The organism is Ilumatobacter sp., from assembly GCF_039969435.1.
Lineage (GTDB): Bacteria > Actinomycetota > Acidimicrobiia > Acidimicrobiales > Ilumatobacteraceae > Ilumatobacter_A.
On record NZ_JBDVNU010000022.1, the window covers coordinates 42,806 to 63,040 of the forward strand.

19 protein-coding genes and 1 pseudogene are annotated in these 20,235 nt (G+C 63.0%); 4 read left to right on the forward strand and 16 right to left on the reverse strand.

Translation table 11 applies throughout. From position 1 onward, the window contains the following. Positions 1 to 10: 10 nt before the first annotated feature. From ABJK40_RS12795 to ABJK40_RS12835, 9 genes are all read right to left on the reverse strand, one after another. Entirely contained in the window at positions 11 to 1,204 is a 1,194-nt protein-coding gene (locus ABJK40_RS12795; RefSeq protein ID WP_348510294.1) for a transporter, read from the reverse strand. Beyond that, positions 1,204 to 2,811 carry an AMP-binding protein gene (locus ABJK40_RS12800; RefSeq protein WP_348479505.1) on the reverse strand — a complete coding sequence of 536 codons (1,608 nt, stop codon included), beginning with the start codon at positions 2,809 to 2,811 and terminating at the stop codon, positions 1,204 to 1,206. Before ABJK40_RS12800 ends, ABJK40_RS12795 begins: the two co-directional genes overlap by 1 nt. Positions 2,812 to 2,816: 5 nt before the next feature. After that, positions 2,817 to 3,374, reverse strand: coding sequence for a carboxymuconolactone decarboxylase family protein (locus tag ABJK40_RS12805; protein ID WP_348479506.1), 558 nt, complete (start codon positions 3,372 to 3,374; stop codon positions 2,817 to 2,819). 74 nt (positions 3,375 to 3,448) lie between these two features. Continuing rightward, positions 3,449 to 4,552: a medium chain dehydrogenase/reductase family protein gene (locus tag ABJK40_RS12810; protein ID WP_348479507.1), complete on the reverse strand. Its 1,104-nt coding sequence runs from the start codon at positions 4,550 to 4,552 to the stop codon at positions 3,449 to 3,451. Beyond that, positions 4,549 to 6,054 carry an acetyl-CoA acetyltransferase gene (locus ABJK40_RS12815; protein WP_348479542.1) on the reverse strand — a complete coding sequence of 502 codons (1,506 nt, stop codon included), beginning with the start codon at positions 6,052 to 6,054 and terminating at the stop codon, positions 4,549 to 4,551. The genes ABJK40_RS12810 and ABJK40_RS12815 overlap by 4 nt, the downstream gene beginning before the upstream one ends. Beyond that, a complete protein-coding gene (locus tag ABJK40_RS12820; RefSeq protein WP_348479508.1) occupies positions 6,048 to 6,896 on the reverse strand; it encodes a MaoC/PaaZ C-terminal domain-containing protein in 849 nt (282 codons plus the stop codon). The genes ABJK40_RS12815 and ABJK40_RS12820 overlap by 7 nt, the downstream gene beginning before the upstream one ends. A gap of 57 nt (positions 6,897 to 6,953) precedes the next feature. After that, complete coding sequence (locus tag ABJK40_RS12825) at positions 6,954 to 8,111, reverse strand: thiolase family protein (RefSeq protein WP_348479509.1); 1,158 nt, start codon at positions 8,109 to 8,111, stop codon at positions 6,954 to 6,956. After that, positions 8,111 to 8,380, reverse strand: a complete 270-nt coding sequence (locus ABJK40_RS12830) for an OB-fold domain-containing protein (RefSeq protein ID WP_348510295.1) — start codon at positions 8,378 to 8,380, stop codon at positions 8,111 to 8,113. The genes ABJK40_RS12825 and ABJK40_RS12830 overlap by 1 nt, the downstream gene beginning before the upstream one ends. Positions 8,381 to 8,533: 153 nt before the next feature. Then, positions 8,534 to 9,487: an SDR family oxidoreductase gene (locus tag ABJK40_RS12835; protein ID WP_348479511.1), complete on the reverse strand. Its 954-nt coding sequence runs from the start codon at positions 9,485 to 9,487 to the stop codon at positions 8,534 to 8,536. 85 nt (positions 9,488 to 9,572) lie between these two features. On the opposite strand from ABJK40_RS12835, the gene ABJK40_RS12840 reads away from it, so the two are divergent. Next, positions 9,573 to 10,235, forward strand: a complete 663-nt coding sequence (locus ABJK40_RS12840; RefSeq protein WP_348510296.1) for a TetR/AcrR family transcriptional regulator — start codon at positions 9,573 to 9,575, stop codon at positions 10,233 to 10,235. Between the two features lie 20 nt (positions 10,236 to 10,255). Here ABJK40_RS12840 and ABJK40_RS12845 read toward each other — a convergent pair whose 3' ends face one another. Continuing rightward, the gene (locus tag ABJK40_RS12845; RefSeq protein WP_348479513.1) at positions 10,256 to 11,494 is read right to left on the reverse strand and encodes a cytochrome P450; all 1,239 of its coding nucleotides are present in this window, start codon (positions 11,492 to 11,494) and stop codon (positions 10,256 to 10,258) included. 106 nt (positions 11,495 to 11,600) lie between these two features. Here ABJK40_RS12845 and ABJK40_RS12850 point away from each other — a divergent pair, with 106 nt between their 5' ends. Together ABJK40_RS12850 and ABJK40_RS12855 are read left to right on the forward strand one after the other, a co-directional pair. Beyond that, the gene (locus ABJK40_RS12850) at positions 11,601 to 12,029 is read left to right on the forward strand and encodes a PaaI family thioesterase (protein ID WP_348479514.1); all 429 of its coding nucleotides are present in this window, start codon (positions 11,601 to 11,603) and stop codon (positions 12,027 to 12,029) included. A gap of 25 nt (positions 12,030 to 12,054) precedes the next feature. Then, positions 12,055 to 13,158 carry a nitronate monooxygenase family protein gene (locus ABJK40_RS12855; protein ID WP_348479515.1) on the forward strand — a complete coding sequence of 368 codons (1,104 nt, stop codon included), beginning with the start codon at positions 12,055 to 12,057 and terminating at the stop codon, positions 13,156 to 13,158. Between the two features lie 332 nt (positions 13,159 to 13,490). Here the strand turns inward: ABJK40_RS12855 and ABJK40_RS12860 are convergent. From ABJK40_RS12860 to ABJK40_RS12885, 6 genes and pseudogenes are all read right to left on the reverse strand, one after another. Then, positions 13,491 to 13,783: pseudogene (locus ABJK40_RS12860) on the reverse strand (xanthine dehydrogenase family protein molybdopterin-binding subunit); the annotation flags it as partial. Beyond that, entirely contained in the window at positions 13,782 to 15,338 is a 1,557-nt protein-coding gene (locus ABJK40_RS12865; protein WP_348479516.1) for an MDR family MFS transporter, read from the reverse strand. The pseudogene ABJK40_RS12860 and the gene ABJK40_RS12865, both read right to left, overlap by 2 nt. After that, positions 15,335 to 16,546, reverse strand: a complete 1,212-nt coding sequence (locus ABJK40_RS12870) for a cytochrome P450 (protein WP_348510297.1) — start codon at positions 16,544 to 16,546, stop codon at positions 15,335 to 15,337. The genes ABJK40_RS12865 and ABJK40_RS12870 overlap by 4 nt, the downstream gene beginning before the upstream one ends. Positions 16,547 to 16,598: 52 nt before the next feature. After that, complete coding sequence (locus tag ABJK40_RS12875) at positions 16,599 to 17,189, reverse strand: TetR/AcrR family transcriptional regulator (RefSeq protein WP_348479518.1); 591 nt, start codon at positions 17,187 to 17,189, stop codon at positions 16,599 to 16,601. 33 nt (positions 17,190 to 17,222) lie between these two features. After that, positions 17,223 to 17,936, reverse strand: a complete 714-nt coding sequence (locus ABJK40_RS12880; protein ID WP_348479519.1) for a hypothetical protein — start codon at positions 17,934 to 17,936, stop codon at positions 17,223 to 17,225. Between the two features lie 5 nt (positions 17,937 to 17,941). After that, positions 17,942 to 19,558: a DHA2 family efflux MFS transporter permease subunit gene (locus tag ABJK40_RS12885; RefSeq protein WP_348479521.1), complete on the reverse strand. Its 1,617-nt coding sequence runs from the start codon at positions 19,556 to 19,558 to the stop codon at positions 17,942 to 17,944. Positions 19,559 to 19,592: 34 nt separating this feature from the next. Between ABJK40_RS12885 and ABJK40_RS12890 the strand changes: the two genes are divergently transcribed. After that, on the forward strand, positions 19,593 to 20,168 hold the full coding sequence (locus ABJK40_RS12890) for a universal stress protein (protein ID WP_348479522.1): 576 nt from the start codon (positions 19,593 to 19,595) through the stop codon (positions 20,166 to 20,168). The last annotated feature ends 67 nt before the right edge of the window (positions 20,169 to 20,235 follow it).

Below are 20,235 nucleotides of genomic sequence, written 5' to 3' on the forward strand. Positions count from 1 at the left end.
AGATAGGTTCTCATCGGTCGCTCGCAAGGATTGCGACGCTGCCGTCACCCAGGTCGCCATACCCAGTCACGAGCGCCAGTTCTGCGCCGTCGACCTGTGCATCTGAGGTGCCGCGAATTTGGCGGGTTGCTTCGACGACATGGTTGAGGCCCCAACAGTGGCCTTGGGAGAGCAGACCGCCGTGGGTGTTCATCGGGAACTTGCCGCCCAGCTCGATGTTGCCGTTCGCCACGAACTCCGCGGCACCGCCAGGCTCGGCGTAGCCGAGCGCCTCAAGTTGCAATAGCACGACATAGGTGAAGCAGTCGTAGATCTCGAGCACGTCGATGTCTCGTGGCTGCACGCCTGCGCGTTCGAAGGCGCGTGGAGCGGCGCGATGAATGCCGAGTTCGAGCAGATTTGGGCGGTTGGCGATTTCATCGGCGGGCTCGGGGTGACCTTCGGCGCCCGCGAGATAGACGACAGCGGGGTGCGGGAGATCTCGTGCACGCTCCAGGCTCGTGACGACCACGGCGGTTGCGCAATCGGTCTCGACACAGCAGTCGAACTTACGAAGCGGCTCGGCGATGTACGGCGAGGCGTTGTAGTCCTCACGCGTCAGCGGCTTGCCTCGCATCAGTGCCTTCGAGTTGAGTTGGGCATGTTTGCGGCATGCCATCGCGACCGCTGCGGCGGCATCTTCGGACACGTTGTACTTCTCGACGTAATGCCTCAAATACAAGCTGTAGTGCTGCGCGGCCGACATCAGTCCATACGGTGCGTAATGGTTCCGGACCGTTTCGCCCATCGGGCCGAGATTCATGGTGCGTTTGGTAGGGCGAGCGTCGGGCTTTGGGCTCAGCGCCGAGTACCCGTTCCATCCCATGCACACGAGCACGTTGTCAGCAAGACCACACGCGATTGCCATCGACGCTGTCTGCAACGATGCCGTTGGCGACGCACCGCCCATCAGCACCGACACGTGGTACGCAACGTCGGGCACCCCAAGGTGCGCGGCGATCTCCTCGGTGCTCATGTACCCCGGTGGTGGAATGATGCCGTTGATGTCAGCGGGCGTCAGACCAGCGTCGGTAATGGCCTCCATCGCAGCGTCGAGAATGAGATCGCAGACGTGGCGGTCGCTGCCTCGGACATAGTCCGTTTCACCGATCCCCACGATGGCGGTCGTCCCCCAGATGCCGTCGCTCATTTCACGGCCACCCATCAACTGGCTCCTATCGCATCTTCGCGCAGCCGCTTGTAGTCGACTTTCCCATTGGCGGCTCGGCCGATCGTGTCGACTTCAACGATGTGTCGCGGCGCCTTGTAAGCGGCAAGGCGTTCACGTACGTGCCCGATCAGCTCCTGCGGGTCGGGAGTGGAACCATCTTTCGGTTGCACGACACCGACGACCATCTCGCCGAAACGGTCGTGCGGAACGCCCACAACCACGGCATCAGCCACATCAGGGTGAGTCTTCAGCGCCTCTTCGACTTCTTCGGGGAAGATCTTCTCGCCACCACTATTGATGCACACCGAGCCGCGTCCGAGCACGCTCACCGTGCCGTCGGCGTCGATGGTCGCATAGTCGCCAGGACATGAATAGCGTTTGCCGTCGACGATCAGAAAGGTGCGGGCCGTCTTGTCGGGGTCCTTGTAGTAGCCGATTGGTTGGCGGCCACCCACGGCGAGCCGACCGACCGACTCGGACCCCGGTGGGATGCGATCTCCGAGGTCATCGACGACGATCGTGTTCGCTCCGGCCTGGAATCGTGCTGTTTTTGCAGCAGCGCCACCACCGGAGACCGACTGGCCCATTCCGAGCGCTTCGGAGGACGAGAATGCGTCGGCCAGCAGCATGTTGGGCTGATGGAGGAGCATGCCCTGTTTGGTCTCTTCGCTCCACATCACGCCCGACGACGTAAACACCGCGACCGATTCAAGTGTCCATCGTGCCGGTTCGCTGTCAAGGTTGGCGAGGATCGGTTTGGCGAACGCATCGCCGACGATCGCGATCGCGTTGACCTTCTCGCGGTCGATCGTGTCGAGCAGTTCAGCTGCGTCGAAATGGCGCGACTCAAGACAGACAATGCAGCCACCCGATGTCAACGTACCGAATGACGTCAGCGCCCCGGTGCCGTGCATCAAGGGGCACGCCGGCAGACCGATTGGGCCGGGTTCGACGAAGATGCCGTCGAGGAACTCGGCGTCGTACTCTTCGGGCACGGTCAGGCCGAGGCCTGCGCTCAACACGATGACGAGGTCGTCTTGGCGCCACATCACACCTTTGGGCATCCCGGTGGTGCCGCCGGTGTACAACATGTACAGATCGTCACCGCTGCGTTCGACACGGCCGATCACGGGTTCCCCCGCTGTGAGGACGGCAACTTCGTAGGGGACTGCCCAATCGGGACACGGGCCGGATCCGTCGTCGACCCAGATCCAGGTCCGGATACGTGGAACGCGATCGCGGATTGCCTCGATGGTGTCCACGAACGTGCCGTGGAAGACGACGGCGACCGCGTCGGCGTTGTCCCACAGGCAGACGAGTTCGTCCGCTTCGTACCGGTAGTTGGTGTTGACCGGGACGAGCGACGCCTTGAAGCATGCAAAGAAGGTCTCGAGGAACTCCGGGCAGTTGTACATGTACTGGGCGACTTTGTCCTGGTGTTCGGCCCCGCTGTTGAGGAGCGACGTGGCGAGCCCCTCGGCGCGCCGGTTCGCGTCGGACCAGGTCACAGTGCGGTCGCCCTGCTTGGCGAATGCCGCATTAGGGATTTGGGTTGCTGCGGCTTCCCAGATCTCGGTGAGTGTCCAACCCTGTTCGGCCATGATGCTCAGCCTCTCGATTCAGCAGGTGGTGGTTCTCCGGCCGGCGGCCACGGGTCGACGCCGTCTTCGAGTGGCACGTCGAGCGACTTGAGGAGCGCCGAGAACAGGCGCCAGTTTCCAATCGCCGCGACCATCTCCACGAGAATTGCGTCGTCGTCGAACGCTGCGCGACACGCGGTCCAGGTCTCATCAGTGATCGTCCCGAATTCGAGTGTGTCGTCGGTCGCCGCGAGGACCGCTCGTTCGGTGTCTCCGAAGTGATCGTCGCTTCGCCAGTCCCGAACCGCGAGGAGGTCTCGCTCTGGGATGTCGAGCATGCGGGCAACGCGCCAGTGCTGTGTCCATTCATAAACAGCGTCGGTTGCCCATCCGATGCGCATGATGATCAGCTCGCGGAGACGGGCGTCAAGTTGTCCTTTCCACAGGAGTTCTTGCAGCATGGTGTTGAGACCCGAGGCCACACCAGGTTGGTGAAGTGCAATTCGGAAGACCGACAGCTCGGCCATGTTTTCTGGGATGCCGTTCTCCGCGGCGCGTTTCTTCGCTTCGGCGATGTCGAGCATCGGTATCCGCGATCCTGCAACCATGTTGAGTAACTCCTCTTGTCGGTGTTGTTGTCTTTGTCGATACGCGTTGTTCAGCCCTGCGGTGAGAACACTCCATGCAGCGGCGGGATGGCGTCTTGGTCGACGCCAGAGAGGACGTCGAGCAGCGCGGGAAGGTCGTCAAAGCCAGCGACTTGACGCGTCAACTCGGCGAATGGCCAGCGCTCGGCAACGAGCAGATCGATCGCGGCTTGGTAGGCGTGAAAGTCGACACCGAGCGATCCCTTGATCGTCAGTTCCTTGTACACGACGTGGTCGGGGTCGAACCCGGGCGTTCCTCCTCCGCCCCGGGTCCCGGCGACGACGACCGTCCCGCCAGGGCGAGCGAGCGAAACAGCTTGCGCAAACGCTGCTGGCGCTTTTGCGGTGACGTCCACGACGACGTCGGCGAGGCCGCCAGTAGCGCGCTTCAACGCAACGGCTGGGTCGTCGACCGCGACGTCGATCGTCAGGTCGACACCGAAGCGCTTGGCCATTTCCAGCCGATCAGCGTCGCGCGGCCCGAGGCCTGTCATCGCGACGAACTCGGCTCCTGCTTCTTTGGCTGCGACCGCTGCGCACAGTCCGCGAATGCCGGGACCGAGTATTGCCACGACGTCACCGGACTTGGTGTTGGGAATTGTTGCTGCCCATCGAATGCCGGCTCCGAGCGGATTAAACACGGTTGCCAACACCGGATCGAGTTGGTCGGGGATTGGTAGCAACATCGAGTCCGCGGGCAGATGAAGGTGGGTTGCGTAGCCGCCCCAGAGGCTGGGTTCGATCGCAGCGTCGACGAAGCCGAACATTGTCGCGAGGCCGTTGCGGATGCAACGCCGGTAGTTGCCGGACGCGCATTGTTCACACTGTCGGCAGGAGCGGAACACTTCGACTGCGACCCGGTCTCCGGCTTCGACGCCCCACTGGGCGGCAGCGTCGGGGCCAATCTCGTCGATGACTCCGATGATCTCGTGTCCGGGGATGAATGAGAACGGTGCCGAGATGTGTCCGCTGTACTGTTCGTGATCGGTGCCGCAGAGTCCGCAGGCTTCGATGCGCAGGCGAGCCGTGTCGTTAGTGATGTCGGGCACGTCGAAGGATCGGCGTTCGAGAGTGTTTGGTCCGGTGAGGACGAGCGCTTCGGCCGAAATGGTCATTTCAGTTCGAACTCCGTTTCGAATCGTGCGTGATCGTCGGCGGGTTTCAGATCAATGGTCTGTCCGACGAACATCCCGCCCGACATTGCCCGGGCGACTGCCCGGTCGTCGCTGCGTGCAACGACGCGTCGCCCGTCCGCTGTCCGGGCGAACACGGGCACAGACGTTGGCCCTTCTTCTCGGTCGTGCATCACGGTGTACGCGTCGATCGTTGCGGTTCCGGTGGCGTCGCTCGCGTCGACGACGTCGAGCGCGGTGGCGTCGATCGCAGCTTGCTGTTCGGTCATGTCGGAATCGACCCAGCGGTTTGGTGGGGGAGTGCCAGACCAGATCCCGAGGGAGTGTTTGGTGATGTACCAACCGAGACCGGAGATCATGCCAATCGCGTCGGGTTCGGCCCTGCAGCGGCGTGCCATTTCGACGATCGAATGGCTGACGTAGTTGTTGCCAGGCCCGCCGTGATACGGCAGCCCGCCAGTGACGGTGAAACCGCGCTCGTCAAACGGGTCGAGTTCGAACGCGTCGATCGCGGCTTCGACCGCAGCGGGAAAGCATGAGTAGAAATCAAACCAACGGACGTCGTCGATGCCGATTCCGGACGCTTCGAGCACCGCGGTGCCAGCTGCGCGGATGCCTGCGGAGCTCGCGAGGTCCGGTCGCTGCACAGGGAAGTACACGTCGTTACATGTCGCGGTCGCCCAACTGAAGACCCAACGGTCACGCGGGATGCCCAGTTCTTCAGCAACCTCGGCTGCCATGAGCACGAACGCTGCTGCCATGTCGACGGTCAAGATGCTGTTCAGCAGCTTCGTATAGGGCTCGTTGATGAGTCGATTTTCGGGCGTGACGTCGGAGAGTTCGCTCGGCGTGCGCTCAGCGGGAAACCACGCCTGGTCGGGGTGGCGCGCCGCCTCGGCGGTGAACGGCGCCATCAAACGACCGAGCCAGACGCGATGTTCGTCGAGGGTGTGCCCGGCGCGGGCCGCCATTGCTGACTCGAAGAGGGGATACACCTGATGGGGGAAGTGCAGTCCAGCGGCGTTCTCGGCCGGGCTGAGCCCCGGCCGATCGTCACCCAATGCCGTGTCGACCCCGTCGATGGGATCGGCCGGCGGAAGATCGCCCGTGCGGCGGGTCCGGCGCGCTGATTGGCCGGCCTCGGCTCCGACGATCAACGCCACGTCGCAAGTCCTGGCCATGATCTCTGCGCCGAGTTGGCCAACCAGGTATTGCGGCGTGTTCCCGCCGACTGGACAGCTGATCCGGCGGCCCGGTCTGAGTCCGACAGCTTCAGCAATCCGGTGCGCAGGATTGTCGCGGCGCATCAACAAAGTTCCCGGACTAGCAACGGTGTCGATGCGGTCAGCAACCGGAGCGACCGCATCAGCGAACGCGAGCCGCACCGCTTCAGCGGCGAGGTCGATCGGGTCGACAATCGCGTCGGAGCGGTTGGTGAGTTCACCAACCGCGACGAGCACCGGAGTTCGGGGGTTGATCATGATCGCTTCGTGGCGCGCCCGTTCGAGACAACGACGTTGTCGCGTTGGGTTCGGGCTTCGACGATTGCGTGATCGCCTTCGTCCCAGATCTTGGTGAGGATCGTGTCGCTTGGCCACACCTGATCGGCGAACCGACCTTCGATCGATTCGAAGCTGTCGACGTCGCCGCCGCACCAGGCGCCCAGCACGCTGTGACCAATGGTGCCGAAGGTGCACAGGCCATGGTTGAAGGTTCCTGGGAATCCCGCTTTGGTGGCGAACTCAGGGTCGATGTGCATTGGGTTCATATCGCCAGAAAGGCGATAGATCGCGGCCTGCTCTGGTCGAGTCTCACGTTCGACGACGATGTCTGGATCGCGTTCGGGGGCGGCGTTTGTGGCCGAGGAACCGCTCGGGCCGCGCTCGCCACCCCAGCCGCCGCCGCCCAGGACGAAAAGGCTCGCCCCAACGGTGAAGAGCGGGCCGTCGGCGTCGGAGCCTCGGCCCTCGAACTCGATCACGGCGGCCTTGCCCTTGTCCCACACTGCCACGATCTCGCCGTCGACGGTGATGTCCGCGTTGGGCGGTAAAGGCCGGTGGGTCACGACTGATTGTTCGCCGTGCAGCAACGCGGCGAGGTTGATGTCGATGCGTTGCATCGCGTGCCCCATCGCCCGGAGCCCGGGAATAACGGCGAATGTCGGGACGACCTTCGGCCCTCGCCCCTCATAGACGAAATCGAGATCCTCAGGCGGCCGGCAGCCGATGCCGAGCGCGTAGAGCATCGTGTCGCGTTCGGTCCACGAATGGGCGATTGGTTCGACTGAGAGGCCGACGAGGTCGCCGTTGATCGGCAGTTTGGTCATCGAGTCACATCCTTGAGGTGTAGTGGTTGGTCATTTTCTTGCCGCGCTGGTTGCGGCTTACGTTCTTTGCAATACGTGGACAACGCACACCGAGCCAGCGCCGGCCATGTGGCACAGACCAGTGCTCGCGTCCTCGACCTGACGTACACCCGCTTCGTGGCGTAGTTGCAGCGTGGTCTCATGTATCTGGGCGAGGCCGGTTGGACCGCCGGGGTGGCCGCGAGCGGTAAGGCCACCATCGGTCGAGAACGGAATCCGCCCGCCGAGCGAGGTTGCTCCTTCGGCCACGAGGCGGTCCCCGTCGCCATCACCACAGATGCCCAACAGTTCGTAATAGACCAGTTCTTCGACGGGAAACGCGTCATGGATCTGCACAAGGTCGAGGTCGTCAGGACCGAGGCCCGCCTGTTCGTACGCATCGGCGGCCGTGTCGCGAGTCATCTGCGCAGGCCCAATCACCGCACCGAGAAAGACGTGTCCCTCGGTGTAGGTCTCCGAGCGTTGTTGTGACGCCGTCACGCGGATCATTGGTCGGCCGTTGCACACCCGTTCTGCAACCTCCTTGGAGGCGACGATCGCTGCGGCTGCGCCTCCACCTGACGCACACGCCATCATCGACGTGTGCGGGTACGAGATCATCGTCGACGCGAGCACCTCGTCGATGGTGACGTCATGGTCGGCGCGCCGTTGGGCATACGGATTCTCCCGCGCATGGTTCCAGTTCTTCGCTGCGATCGCGGCAAACGTTTCAGCAGTCGTACCGACCTCATGCATGCGGCGAGTGGCCCACATCGCAAAGAAGGCCGCCGGCAACATGACGTCTTCGGCCCCGACCCGCTTGCCACGGCTCCGCCCAATCCCGCCCAATTTGTTCATGTCGTCGAAGCCGAGCGCCATGGCCACCTCGACCCGACCGCCACCGACTGCGTGGACCGCCTCGCCGAATGCACACGAACCCGTGGCTGACGCGTTCTCGACGTGGGTGACCGGGATGCCGGTCAGCCCGAACTCTTTTGCAATGTGCACCCCAGCTCCCATGCCGCCGCCGAGATGGCCGTTGAAGAGCGCTCCGACCTCAGGAAACTCGATGCCGGCGTCGTCGAGCGCGTTCACTCCGGCGACGTCGGCCATGAGCGCTGCTGCGACCCCGTTGTTGTTGAACGCGTGCATGCCGACGCCGATCACATAGACGTCACGAGCAAGTTTTGACGGCATCAGCGCACCGCCTCGAACCGAAAGGTGACGAGTTCGTTGCCATCATCGTCTTGACCCACCGGGAATGTTGTCAGACCCATTGCGGTCCCAATCTGCCAGTCGTCGGTCGTACCCAACAACGGTGTCTGAACGCGGACCCCTTCTGGCAGATCGATCTGCCCGACGCCGTACCCGCCCGTGTCGCCGAATGAAATGTTCCCCATTCTCGGAACGTGCAGGAACGTCCAAGCAAAGAGCACGCCTTGCGCACTCAACACGACATCGTGCACGGCAGTGCGGGTGACGGGGCATCTCAGGCGCCGAGGCCAAAAATACAATTCTGATTCGGGGGCGTAGGACCCCAAGAGATGCGGTCGTGTCTCGTCGCCTTCAGGCAGACGAAACAATCGGGGATCGGTCGGAACCATTGTCGACGTCATCGCTCAGCCCTTGCTCCGGCGCCCGAAGTGCGCCATCGTGTCGCCAACCGAGGTGACCATCGATGCGGCCCGCGATTCGTCCGCGAGCAGCGCCGGGGCACGTTCTGCCAACTCGGCCACCGAAAATCTTCCGTCGGCTGCAAGTATCTGATCGTCGTCGAGGCTCCAGCCCGCGTAGAGGCCGACTTCGTTGCCACCGACGTGGAACACACCTCCCGTGAACGGGCAATCCGTCGTGGCCAGGTAGGCGACCAGCGGAGAAACGTTGCCGGGGTCGAACAGATCGAAGGAACCATCGGCGGGTGCTGCGACTGCGTCGCCGACGCCTGGGGTCTGCAATGTCAAGCGTGTACGGGCAAGCGGTGCGATGCAGTTCGCACGCACGCCATACCGTTTCAACTCCAACGCCTGGACCAACGTCATGGCGGCGATTCCGGCTTTCGCCGCGCTGTAGTTCGTTTGCCCGGCGTTACCGAGCATCGCACCCGAGGCTGTGTTGATCACGCTTGCACTGACGTCCTCACCGGACTTCGACCGTTCGCGCCAATGAGCAGCAGCCCACCTCGTCGGAGCGACATGACCCTTCAGGTGCACATCGATCACGGCATCCCACTCAGCCTCTTCGAGATTGACGAGCGAGCGATCGCGCAAGATGCCAGCGTTGTTCACGAGGACGTCGAGCCGGCCGTACGCGTCGATCGCGTCCTGCACCATCTGCTTGGCACCGTCCCAACTTGTCACCGAGTCGGTATTCGCTATGGCCTCACCGCCCGCTGATCTGATCTCGTCGACAACCTGTTGAGCTGGCCCGGCGTCTGAACCGGACCCGTCGATCGCCCCGCCAAGATCGTTGACGACAACACGCGCACCCTCAGCAGCGAGGAGCAGCGAGTGTTCGCGCCCGAGACCCCGCCCTGCTCCGGTGATCACACAAACTCGTCCGTCGAGTGAACTCATTGACCGTTTCTCCTTGCGTCGCTTTTGCCTGAACCGCTCACCGTGTTCTGCACAATGAGACACCGAGCGCATTATGTCACATGTCATGAGCGGCGGTGGCATCGGAACGTTCGTCTGCCATACTTGTGGCGTGACGAATACATCGCTGCGGTGGGGCGACCAAGCACCGAACGACGTGGACGGCGCCCGCGACCGCCTGTTGGACGCCGCTGAGTCATGCTTCGGGCGTTTCGGGATCGCGAAGACGACGGTCGAAGACGTCGCGAAGCAGGCGAACGTCTCTCGAGCGACCGTATACCGGTACTTCGCCGGCCGAGATGCCGTCGTCTCCGGCGTGATTCTACGCGAGACCGAGCGGTATCTCGAGCGCGTCCGGCCACGCGTCGAGTCCCAGCCTGACCTCGGCAGCGCGATTCTCGAGTTCGTCGAGGTGACCCTGCGAGCCGCGGTTCGCGACGAGACGATCGGCCTGCTGTTCACCAGCGACGACGGACTCAACAGCGTGGGCATCATCTCAGGAACCTCGGTTGCACTGTTCGAACTCATCACTGAGTTTCTTCGTCCGATACTCGCGAGCCGATCTGACGAGCACCACCCCGGTCTCCCGGTCGAAGACGCATCAGAGTGGATTCTGCGTACGATCTTGAGCCTGCTCACGGTCAAGGGACCGAAGCGACGGAGCGGCGACGGGCTCGATACCTATCTGCGCCGATTCCTGCTGCCCGCAATCCTGCGCCCGACCTCCTGACCGGGTAAGGCCCGCGACGGTTACCAGCGAACCGGCACGGTACGCGGGCCACGCACTTGTCCGCCGGTCCAGGTGACGAGATCGGGGTCGACCAGTTCATACACTGGGATCCTCTTCAGCCATTCTTCGATCGCAACTTTGAGTTCCATGCGGGCCAGGTTCGACCCGAGGCAGCGGTGAATGCCCGAACCGAAGGCAAAGTGACGATTGTGTTCGCGGTCGATGACGAAGTCGTCGGGGTTGTCGAAGTGTGCTGGGTCGCGATTGCCGGCCGGGAAAGCCATGATCACTTTGTCGCCGGCTTTCATCGGACACCCGGCGACCTCGATGTCGGCAACGACTTCGCGTCCCATGTTGACCGGGCTGTACATCCTGAGCATCTCTTCGACAGCGGTGTCGATGAGACTTGGATCAGCGCGGAGACGGGCCTGGTCGTGCGGATTTGTGGCGAGGTGCCAGAGCGAGGAGCCAATTCCGCTCCACGTGGTGTCGATTCCTGCAATCAACAGCAAGAAGCAGGTCCCGAGGAGGTGTCGTTCGTCGAGTGGCTCGCCGTCGTGATCGGTCTCGATGAGCATGGTGATGAGATCGTTAGGTCGCTCGCCGGCAGGAATCTGGCGTCGTTCCTTAACGCGTTCGCCAAAGTATCCGAGCACTTCGATGATTGCGTCGAGGCTGTTCTGAAGATCCTGGAACCCCTCCTGAAGGATGCGAACCGCCCAGTCGGTGAACATCGACTCATCTGAGCCTGGGACGCCGAGCATGTGGGCAATAACGCGGACTGGGATGTGTTGCGCGTAGTCCTTCGCTGCGTCAGCGTGGCCTCGATCGGCGATCTGGTCGAGTAGTTCGTTGGCGAACCCCCGCGTGATCGGTGTCATCTCCTCGATCCGACCTGGTGAGAATGCGGGCAAGAGGAGTCGGCGCGCCCATGTGTGGACGGGCGGATCAGACGTGATGGGAGGCGCCTGCAGGAGCGGCCGATCACCTCGTTCTGGCAGATCGATGACCCCGACACGACGCGAGGAGAAGTGCTCGGTGTCGTGCGCGACAGCGGCGATGTCGTCGTAGCCGATCGGCATCCACGAGCGGCCGCGTCGCTCGCTGAACGCGACTGGACATTCGCCACGCAATTCATTCCACACAGAGAACGGATCGTCGATGTAGCGCTGATCGAGGATGTCGAGGTCCCGCGCCCAATCCTTGGTAGCGGCCACCACGGCGTCCGCGGCGGTCGACAAGTTGATCTGATCGGTCATGGGCCCTCCAGGGCAATCGAGTTCGGTGTTCTACTACGTCGATGATACACAAGACTAGTAGTGTGTTATTCATCAAGTCCACTCAAGTCGGCCACGGAGGTTGTCCATGGAATTCGAGTTCAACGAGCGCACAGCTGAAGCGATGCTCGGCGCAGCAACGGCGGCAGGAGGCATCTCGGCGTATCTCGACTTCCGACACACCGGCTTGACAGCGGGCCGTCTCGTCGCCGAAATGGACGCACGCGATGACCTGCTCACACCATTCGGGAATCTGCACGGCGGCTGCCTCTCGGCATTCGTCGATCATTGCCTCGGCGTTGTCTTTTATCCGGTCATCCCTCACAAGGCGTGGGTCGCCACCACCGAGTTCAAACTCAACCTGCTACGACCCGTCTCGTCGGGCGTCTGCGTCGCCGTCGCTGACATCGTGTCACTGTCCAAGCGCAGCGGCGTCGCCCGGATCGACATCACCAATGATGGGCAGATCGTCTGCGCTGCTCAAGGCACCGTCACCATCGTCGCTCCGAAAGGCTGACCCCACGTACACCCCGATTACAGCAATGTTGGGATGCGAGTTTCCCGTCCTCGCGTTCAGCCACTGCCGCGACGTCGCCGCGGCAGTGTCCAAGGCCGGCGGATTCGGCGTGCTCGGCGCCGTCGCTCACACCCCGGAGCAACTCGAGATCGACCTTGCTTGGATCGATGCCGAGGTGGGTGGCAGGCCGTACGGCGTCGACCTCCTTCTCCCACAGAAGTACGTCGGTGCCGATCAGGGCGGTTTGGATCGCGACGGCCTTCGTCAACTGCTTCCTCCGGAACATCGAGACTTCGTCGATGACATCTTGGCCCGGTATGGCGTGCCGGCGCTCCCTGATGATGAACAGCCGAAGGGTATGAACCTCAGCGTGTCACCGGACGGGTACGAGCCGTTGCTCGACGTTGCGTTCGCCCACCCGGTCGGACTCATCGCTTCGGCGCTCGGCCCGCCCCCTGCTGACGTGGTCGAGCGCGCCGGCTCGATCGGAGTGAAGGTGGCAGCGCTCGCCGGGACGACCGCGCACGCCGTCAAACATGCCGAAGCCGGCGCAGACATCATCATCGCGCAGGGCTCCGAAGCCGGTGGCCACACCGGCGAGGTGGGCACGATGGTCCTGGTCCCCGAGGTAGTTGACGCCGTGGCGCCGATCCCGGTGCTCGCCGCCGGCGGCATCGCTCACGGGCGACACATGGCCGCGGCAATGGCGCTCGGAGCCGCGGGCGTATGGACAGGTTCGGTCTGGCTCACCACCGCCGAAGCCGAGACCGAACCCACAGTCAAGGAGAAGTTCCTCGCTGCATCGTCGAGCGACACCATCCGATCTCGATCGATCACCGGCAAGCCCGCCCGCATGCTCCGCACGCCGTGGACCGACGAATGGGAAAGGCCCGATGGGCCGGGCACGCTGCCGATGCCGCTCCAACCGCTGTTGGTCGGACCCGCGTTGCAGCGCATCAACCGCTCGGCAAGTACGGCCGGGTCCGGTGCCGAACAACTCGCGACCTATTTCGTGGGCCAGGTTGTCGGATCGATCGACACGGTTCGGCCGGCAGATCGCGTCGTGCTCGAAATGGTCGAAGGATTCATCGACTCGATCACGGCGCTCTCAAGTCATCTCGACGTGTGAGTTGTGATGAGCAGGATCGGCCGTATGCGAGTGCAGCAGACCCGGTCGTCGGTGTGCTCGGTATTCGGTTCGGGACCGAGGTCCGAAATCGAGGTGTCCGATCACCATCTCACAGCACTGACGCGCTGGGGGCACTGCATATGTCGTTAGGTCTATGGTGTGTCCTTGTTCTTGTCAATGTCGGGTTCAGCGTTTGACCGCGGATCGCGACCTTGGCGGTCTTTCGGTGCTGCAAGTATGAGTATCAATACTCATTCGGAGGCAGGACGTATTCATCGCTGAGCGAAGTTGTCGAGGTTGGTGACGAAGGTTCCGTCTCCGATTTTCGTGGGTTACGACGTCAAACTCTTTGCGTGTATTGCTCGCCATACGCGTTCGGGTGTGAGTGGGATTTCGATGTGGGTGATGCCGAGGTGGGCGAGGGCGTCGATGACGGCGTTTGTACGGCGGGGGTTGAGCCGATTGAGCCGGATTCACCGATGCCTTTGGCGCCGAGTTCGTTGAGCGGTGATGGGGTCTCCATTGCGATCGTTTCCATGGCTGGGAGTTCGCATGCGGAGATGAAGCTGTAGTCGGCGAGGTTGGCGGTGATCGGGTTGCCGTCGGGGTCGTAGGTGAACTCTTCAGAGTGTGGGCGCAGTTGCCGGCTGGGCGTCCGTGGTTGTTCGGAGCGCGACTTCGCGCATGAACACGGCCGCGATGAACGCGGCGATCATGACGAATGTGGCGTAGAAGAACGTGGTGGTGATTGAGTCGGACAGCGCTGTGGTGACCGCGGTCTTGAGTGGTTCGCCGAGCTGTGAGATGGCGGTGGGGCTTTGGGCGAGGTCGGCTGTTTCGATCCCGGGGGGCACGTCGATGCCGGTCAGGTTGGTGTCGAGGTTGTTGTCGAGTTGGCGGTTGAGCACGGTGCCGAATATTGCGAGGCCGAAGGTGCCGCCGATGGTGCGGAAGAAGTTGACCGACGCGGTCCCGGCGCCGAGGTCTCTGAACTCGACGGTGTTTTGAACGGCCAGGGTGAGCACAGGGAGTGCGATGCCGATGCCGGCGCCGAGCGTGATCATCCACAGCGACGACAGTGCTCGGCCGGTGTCTGGGCCCATGGTGGACAACAGGTAGAGGCCGAGCGCGGCGAGGGGTGTGCCGATCATCGGGTAGATCCGGTAGTGGCCGGTGCGGGTGGTGAGCCGGCCGGTGATCAGCGAGGCGAACATCATCGACACCATCAACGGAAGCAGCAGGAGACCGGCGTTGGCTGCTGCCTTGCCTTGCACGCCTTGGAAGAAAAGCGGCAGGTAAACAATCGCTCCGTACATCGCCGCGCCCGCGAGCAGCGACACGATGCTGGCTGCGGTGTAGCCAGTGCGCGAGAACATCCGCAATGGGAGAACCGGTTCGTCTGCTCGCCGTTCTTGGCGAATGAACGCGGCGAGTGCAACAACAGCGAGCAGATACAGCCCGATGGTTTGGGGTGCGTCCCATCCGAATTGTTCGGCAGCCCAGACGGTGGCGAGCAGCGAGCTGACGATGGCGGTGACGAGGAGTGCGGAGCCGGCAAGATCGAGGCGGTGCTCAGCCCTTTTGGGTTGGAGTTTGAGGACGATGCCGGTGACGACGAACGCGGCGGCGCCGATCGGGAGGTTGACGTAGAACACCCAGCGCCATGAGAACTCGTCGGTGAGGAATCCACCGACGAGTGGTCCCAGCACGCTGGCGAGCGCGAAGGTACCGCTGAGGTAGCCGGTGTAGCGGCCTCGCTCTCGGGGCGGCACGATGTCGCCGACGATCGTGAACGTGAGCGCGAACAAACCGCCGCCGCCGATTCCCTGGATGGTGCGGAACGCGATGAGTTGTTCGAGGTTCTGGGCGGCGCCGCACATCGCGGACGCGACGAGGAAGATGATGATCGCGGTTTGGTACACCTTCTTGCGGCCGTAGAGATCGGAGATCTTCCCGAACAGCGGCATGCTCGTCGCTGATGCGACGAGGTAGGCGGTGAACAACCACGAGAGGTGATCGATCCCGCCGAACTCACCGACGATGGTCGGCAGTGCCGTCGACACGATCGTGCTGTCGAGTGCGGCGAGCATCAGTCCGGTCATCAGCCCGATGATGATGATGGTTCGTTGCCGGTGCGTGAGGTCGGTCGACGGCGCGGCGTCGGCGTGTTGTGTGGTCATGACACGGTGACGTCGAGTGTTTCGAGACCCCGCAGTGTCAGGCTTGGCCGCCACGGGGCGTCGGTGTCGCCATCGATGTTGGGGAAGCGTCGTAAGAGTTCGTTGAACACGATTTCTCCTTCGAGTCGGGCGAGTGGGGCGCCGAGGCAGAAGTGGATGCCGGCGGCGAAGCTGAGGTGTTGGATGCCGGTTCGGGTGATGTCGAATCGGTCGGGGTTGTCGTATCGGTCGGGGTCGCGGTTCGCGGCGCCGAGCATCGTGAGTACGACGTCGCCTTCGGCAATGTCGCATCCGTCGATGTCGGCGGGCTCGAGGGCGATGCGTGCGTCGAGTTGCACCGAACTCTCGTAGCGCAGCATTTCTTCGACGGCGCTGTGGGCGAGGTCGGGTCGCCAACGCAACAGGTCGAGTTGGTCGCGGTTGCGGAGCAGGGTGACGAGGCCGTTGCCGATCAGGTTTGTCGTGGTTTCGAAACCGGCCGCGAATATCAAGATGATTGTCGCGATCAGTTCGTCATCGTTGAGTCGGTCGCCTTCCTCTTGTACTTCGAGCAGTGCGCTGATGAGATCGTCGCTCGGGTGCTGGCGTCGTTGCGCGATCAGTCCGGTGAAGTAGTCGGTCATTTCCTGGCTTGCAGCACGCGCCTTGTCCGCTGTGGCGGCGTCGACCATCGGTTCGAGTGCGGCGGCCGCGTCGCGGACGAGATACCGGAACTGTTCCCGGTCCGATTCCGGGACACCGAGGAGTTCGCCAATCACCTGCACCGGCAGCGGAAAGGCGAGCACGTCCATCACATCGCCGCCGCCGCTCTCGGCGAGATGGTCGAGGTGCTGGTTCACCATGTCGGTGATTGCGGGGCGGAGTTGCTCGACGCGGCGCGGTGTGAACTCGCGCGACACGAGCCCGCGGAGCCGGGTGTGGTCTGGTGGGTTCTTTCGCAACATCGAGTCGTTGGACAGCAACGGCACCTGACGGTCAGGGTCGTCTGCTTCGGCTGGGTTCCCGAAGATGCGACTGGTGCCGTCGCCTTTGCCGAACCGGTTGTCGCGCAGCACCGTGCCGCAGTCCTGGTATCGCGTGACGACCCACATCGGCAGCATCTCGCTCCGATGAATCGGTGACGCCTCACGAATCCGCTGATACGACGGATACGGATTCGCCCGAGTGTCGAGGTCGCTGAACAACGCCAGCAACTCAGCATCAGCCACGGCCGTGCCTTCAGTTAGATCGGTCATTGGTCATCTCCGCTGTGGTCGTTGGTCATCGTGAGCCGAGTCCGTTCATGACGAGCCCGACGACATCGGCGGCCACGGCGTCGACATCGAACGCTGGGACGTGGCTGTCGCCAGCCACGACGTGATGTAGACCAGTCAGGGTGACAGCGCCATAGATCACCGCCGTCGCGTTCTCGATCGACACCTCTGCCAAGGAACCATCGACAGCACCCTCGACGAGCAGCTTCGCGACCGGTCGGTGGAAGGCCTGCTGCACAGCGTCGGCAATATGGGGCAGATGATCGATACGACCAAGTTCGGCAAGCAACATCTGACACGTCGATGGATCGTCCGCCATCGCTGCCAGCTGCGCTCGAATCACTGCCTCCAACCGGACCGCGGCGGTAGCGGGCCCCTCGATGGCTGTTGCGACCACGACTGAGGTGCGATCGAGCCAGTCCTGGAGCAAGAACGCCAAGATCTCCTGCTTGCCGGCGAAGTTGTAGTAGAGCGTCGACGACGGCACCCCGGTTGCCTCGCTCAGCGCCTCAATCGTCGCCGCGTCATACCCGCGCTCAGCGAAGACCGCTGCGCCGAGGCGCAACTTGGCTGCGAGATCAGTCGAAATGGAACGCATCAATATCTCCTTTGGCTGGTGTAAATGTTGGTGTCAGATCGGTGCATGGTCGGCCTCCTCGTCGTGTGGCGCATTCATCTCTGCGAGGCGAGCAATGTCGACGGTGATGAACAGTGCGGTCGACTCGACGAACACACCATCAGGTCCGGTGCCAGAGGCTGCGAGGTGCAAACGACGGCCGTCGCGCTCGACGAGCCAGGCGCGAAACTCGAGTGGCACACCTAGCGGGCACGGTTCCCGATACCGCAGCGTCAGCTCACCGGTGAACGCCATCGTCCCCAAGATTGGAAGCAGACCGCCGATCGTTTCATCCACGCATGCCGCCACCACGCCGCCATGACCGCGGCCCGGTGCGCCCTCCCAACCCGGCGCCAATGTGACCGTGCCAACGGACTCGTCGTTCTCGCGCCGGATCCGCAGTCCGATGCTCAACGGATTAGCGGAGCCCGAGACAGGTGAGTCGTGGAAGAGATCGACGAAGGCGCCGTCTTCGACAATGTCGCTCATCGTCCCCGACTTCAGCGCAGCAGCAAATCGCGGGTTCGCCGTCATCTCCTCCAACCGGCTCCGAGGAGGGGCCGTTTCGACCTCAACTGCCAACGCCTCGACCTCGGCGGCGATCCGATGCAGCACCGAGACGTCCGCACGGCGCGACACCAAGCCGTGTGCGAGCTTGCTCATCGCCATTGCCGCATCACTGCGCGCTGGCAGATCGGAGTGGTCGTCAACCGCGCTCGGGTCGGTCACTCCAGTCACGACTGGAACCCGTCGTGGTCGGTCGACGCAACGCGTTGAACGCCGGAGAGTCCCGTGTAAACAGCAGCCGCTAAGGCGAGGCCAGCGCCGAGCCACAACGCTGGTCGCATCCCGTCGAGCCACGCTTGGCGCGCAGCATCGAGCAGGCCGGCACCATCAGGGCCGAGCTGAGCTGCTGTTTGCAGCGCCCCACCAATTCCTTCCTCGACCCGTTCCGCGAGTTCTGGGGGCAAGGAGTCCGTTGCGGCGCTCACGTTCGACCGGTACTGGGCGTTGAGCACCGACGCGATCAACGCAATGCCGACAGCGCCACCGATCTCGCGGACCGTGTCGTTGAGCGCTGAGGCCACACCTTGTTTGTCGGCGGGCAATGACGACGTGATCGCCTCGGTTGCCGGGCTCATCGAGAGACCCAACCCGCTACCGAGTAGCAAGATGCCCGGCAACACTGACCAATAGCCCCGATTGAGATCCGCGAACACTGCGAGCGTTCCGGTTCCGGCAGCCAAGAGAATCATGCCGAACGTCGATACTTGTCGGTACCCGAAGCGAGCCGCCAACGCTGGCGCTACTGCAGACAGCGGCATCATCACCGCCGCCATCGGCAACAACCCTGACGCAGCGCGTAGGGCGGTGTAACCGAACACGGCCTGCAGCAACTGGACCAGGATCAGAAAGATCGCGAAGATCACCGCGAACGCAACAAACAGGTTCACCGACCCGGTAGCGAGACCGCGATGACGAAAGAGCCGAACGTCGAGCAGCGGATGATCACGCCGCATCTCCACGATCACGAACAGCACCACCCCAACAACTGCGACCGTCATTCCCAACGCCGCCGCCGGGTGCGACCATCCGCGCTCGGGTCCCTCCTGCACGCCGAGCACCAGACCTCCAACCGCAGCTGCCGACAGCACCGACCCCAACACGTCAAAACGTGCCTCTGAATGTTCCCGAGACTGCGGGACCGCGGCCCACGTCAGTGCAAATGATCCCAATGCCAACGCCGCGGGAAACGCGAACACCCACGGCCACGTCGCGTTGTCAATGATCGCCGCAGACACGAACAACCCAATGATCCCACCCGCACCAGCGACGCCAGCCCAGATGCCCACCGCCTTACCGCGCTCCTCTGGAGGAAACGTCGTCGTGATCACCGACAGCGTGACGGGCATGATCATCGCCGCAGCGACACCCGCAGCGACACGCAAACCAATGAGAACCTCAGGCGATGACGCAAAGGCTGACGCGATGCTCGCCGACGCGAACCCGATCAGGCCAAGCATCAGAATCAGCTTGCGACCCCATCGATCACCAATCGCACCGATCGGCATCAACAACGCGGCCAGGGCCAACGTGTAGCCGTTGATCACCCACAACAACTGACTCTGCGACGCATCAAGATCGACAGCCAACGCCTGCTGCGCCACGTTCAACCCCGACACCGACGAGATCACCGCCATCAACGCGACACACATCGCAATCAGAATCAACCGACGCTCCCACAACGTCGCGACCAACTCCGGCGCGTCCTCGCCTGAACCGCCGAGACCCTGAGCGACCGCCGAATCCGTCGTCACAGCGACCAACCCGAAATAGCAGAACGAACCCACGACGCAAGTGGCGTCAGACCCCCACGGTCCATCGTTGGATACTGATACTGTAATTGCATTCCAATCAGGTTATCCAAGTCGGTCGAACAGCGGACAGCGGAACCCGGAACTACAACAGGAGCACGGCATGTCAGACACAACACCCCACAACGACGTCCATCAGGCCTTCCAGACAATTGTCGTGGGTGTCGATCTCTCACCGGAGTCGTTGTGCGCCCTCGACCTCGCCGCCACGATCGCACAACCCCAAGGCGCAGCCCTCCGCATCGTCCACGTCCACCACCGCCCCGCAACGCTCGCCTTCAGTCCGGCTGCCAGCCTCGAATTCGCTCGGGCCGAAGACGAGACCGACGCAGCGATCCGCGAAACCGTGACGCAACACCTCACTGGCTTCGACGGGCAATGGACAATCACCTCCCGCAACGGCCACATCAGCCAAGAAATTCGCCACGAAGCTGACGACGTCGACGCAAACCTCATCGTCATCGGCCACCAAAGCCACAGCACCATCCGCGACGCACTCCTTGGCTCCGTCGCAGCAAGCATCGTCCACCACAGCCGCCGATCAGTCCTCGTCGCAGTACCCCCAAAGCGAGAGTCCGATCACTGAACGGAACGCAGCGACACTGGGCTCCCCTCCTCCGGGCGATGAGCGGTCGCGATCGGCGTTCCGGTCG

Bases quoted from the DNA above. Each gene is read 5' to 3' on its own strand.
- ABJK40_RS12805 (WP_348479506.1), bottom strand. From the start codon at position 3,374: ATGCTCGACATCGCCGAAGCGAAGAAACGCGCCGCGGAGAACGGCATC.
- ABJK40_RS12855 (WP_348479515.1), top strand. From the start codon at position 12,055: ATGTTGGGATGCGAGTTTCCCGTCCTCGCGTTCAGCCACTGCCGCGAC.
- ABJK40_RS12840 (WP_348510296.1), top strand. From the start codon at position 9,573: ATGAGCGGCGGTGGCATCGGAACGTTCGTCTGCCATACTTGTGGCGTG.
- ABJK40_RS12800 (WP_348479505.1), bottom strand. From the start codon at position 2,811: ATGGCCGAACAGGGTTGGACACTCACCGAGATCTGGGAAGCCGCAGCA.
- ABJK40_RS12865 (WP_348479516.1), bottom strand. From the start codon at position 15,338: ATGACCACACAACACGCCGACGCCGCGCCGTCGACCGACCTCACGCAC.
- ABJK40_RS12850 (WP_348479514.1), top strand. From the start codon at position 11,601: ATGGAATTCGAGTTCAACGAGCGCACAGCTGAAGCGATGCTCGGCGCA.
- ABJK40_RS12835 (WP_348479511.1), bottom strand. From the start codon at position 9,487: ATGAGTTCACTCGACGGACGAGTTTGTGTGATCACCGGAGCAGGGCGG.
- ABJK40_RS12810 (WP_348479507.1), bottom strand. From the start codon at position 4,552: ATGACCATTTCGGCCGAAGCGCTCGTCCTCACCGGACCAAACACTCTC.
- ABJK40_RS12795 (WP_348510294.1), bottom strand. From the start codon at position 1,204: ATGGGTGGCCGTGAAATGAGCGACGGCATCTGGGGGACGACCGCCATC.
- ABJK40_RS12825 (WP_348479509.1), bottom strand. From the start codon at position 8,111: ATGCCGTCAAAACTTGCTCGTGACGTCTATGTGATCGGCGTCGGCATG.
- ABJK40_RS12820 (WP_348479508.1), bottom strand. From the start codon at position 6,896: ATGACCAAACTGCCGATCAACGGCGACCTCGTCGGCCTCTCAGTCGAA.
- ABJK40_RS12845 (WP_348479513.1), bottom strand. From the start codon at position 11,494: ATGACCGATCAGATCAACTTGTCGACCGCCGCGGACGCCGTGGTGGCC.
- ABJK40_RS12875 (WP_348479518.1), bottom strand. From the start codon at position 17,189: ATGCGTTCCATTTCGACTGATCTCGCAGCCAAGTTGCGCCTCGGCGCA.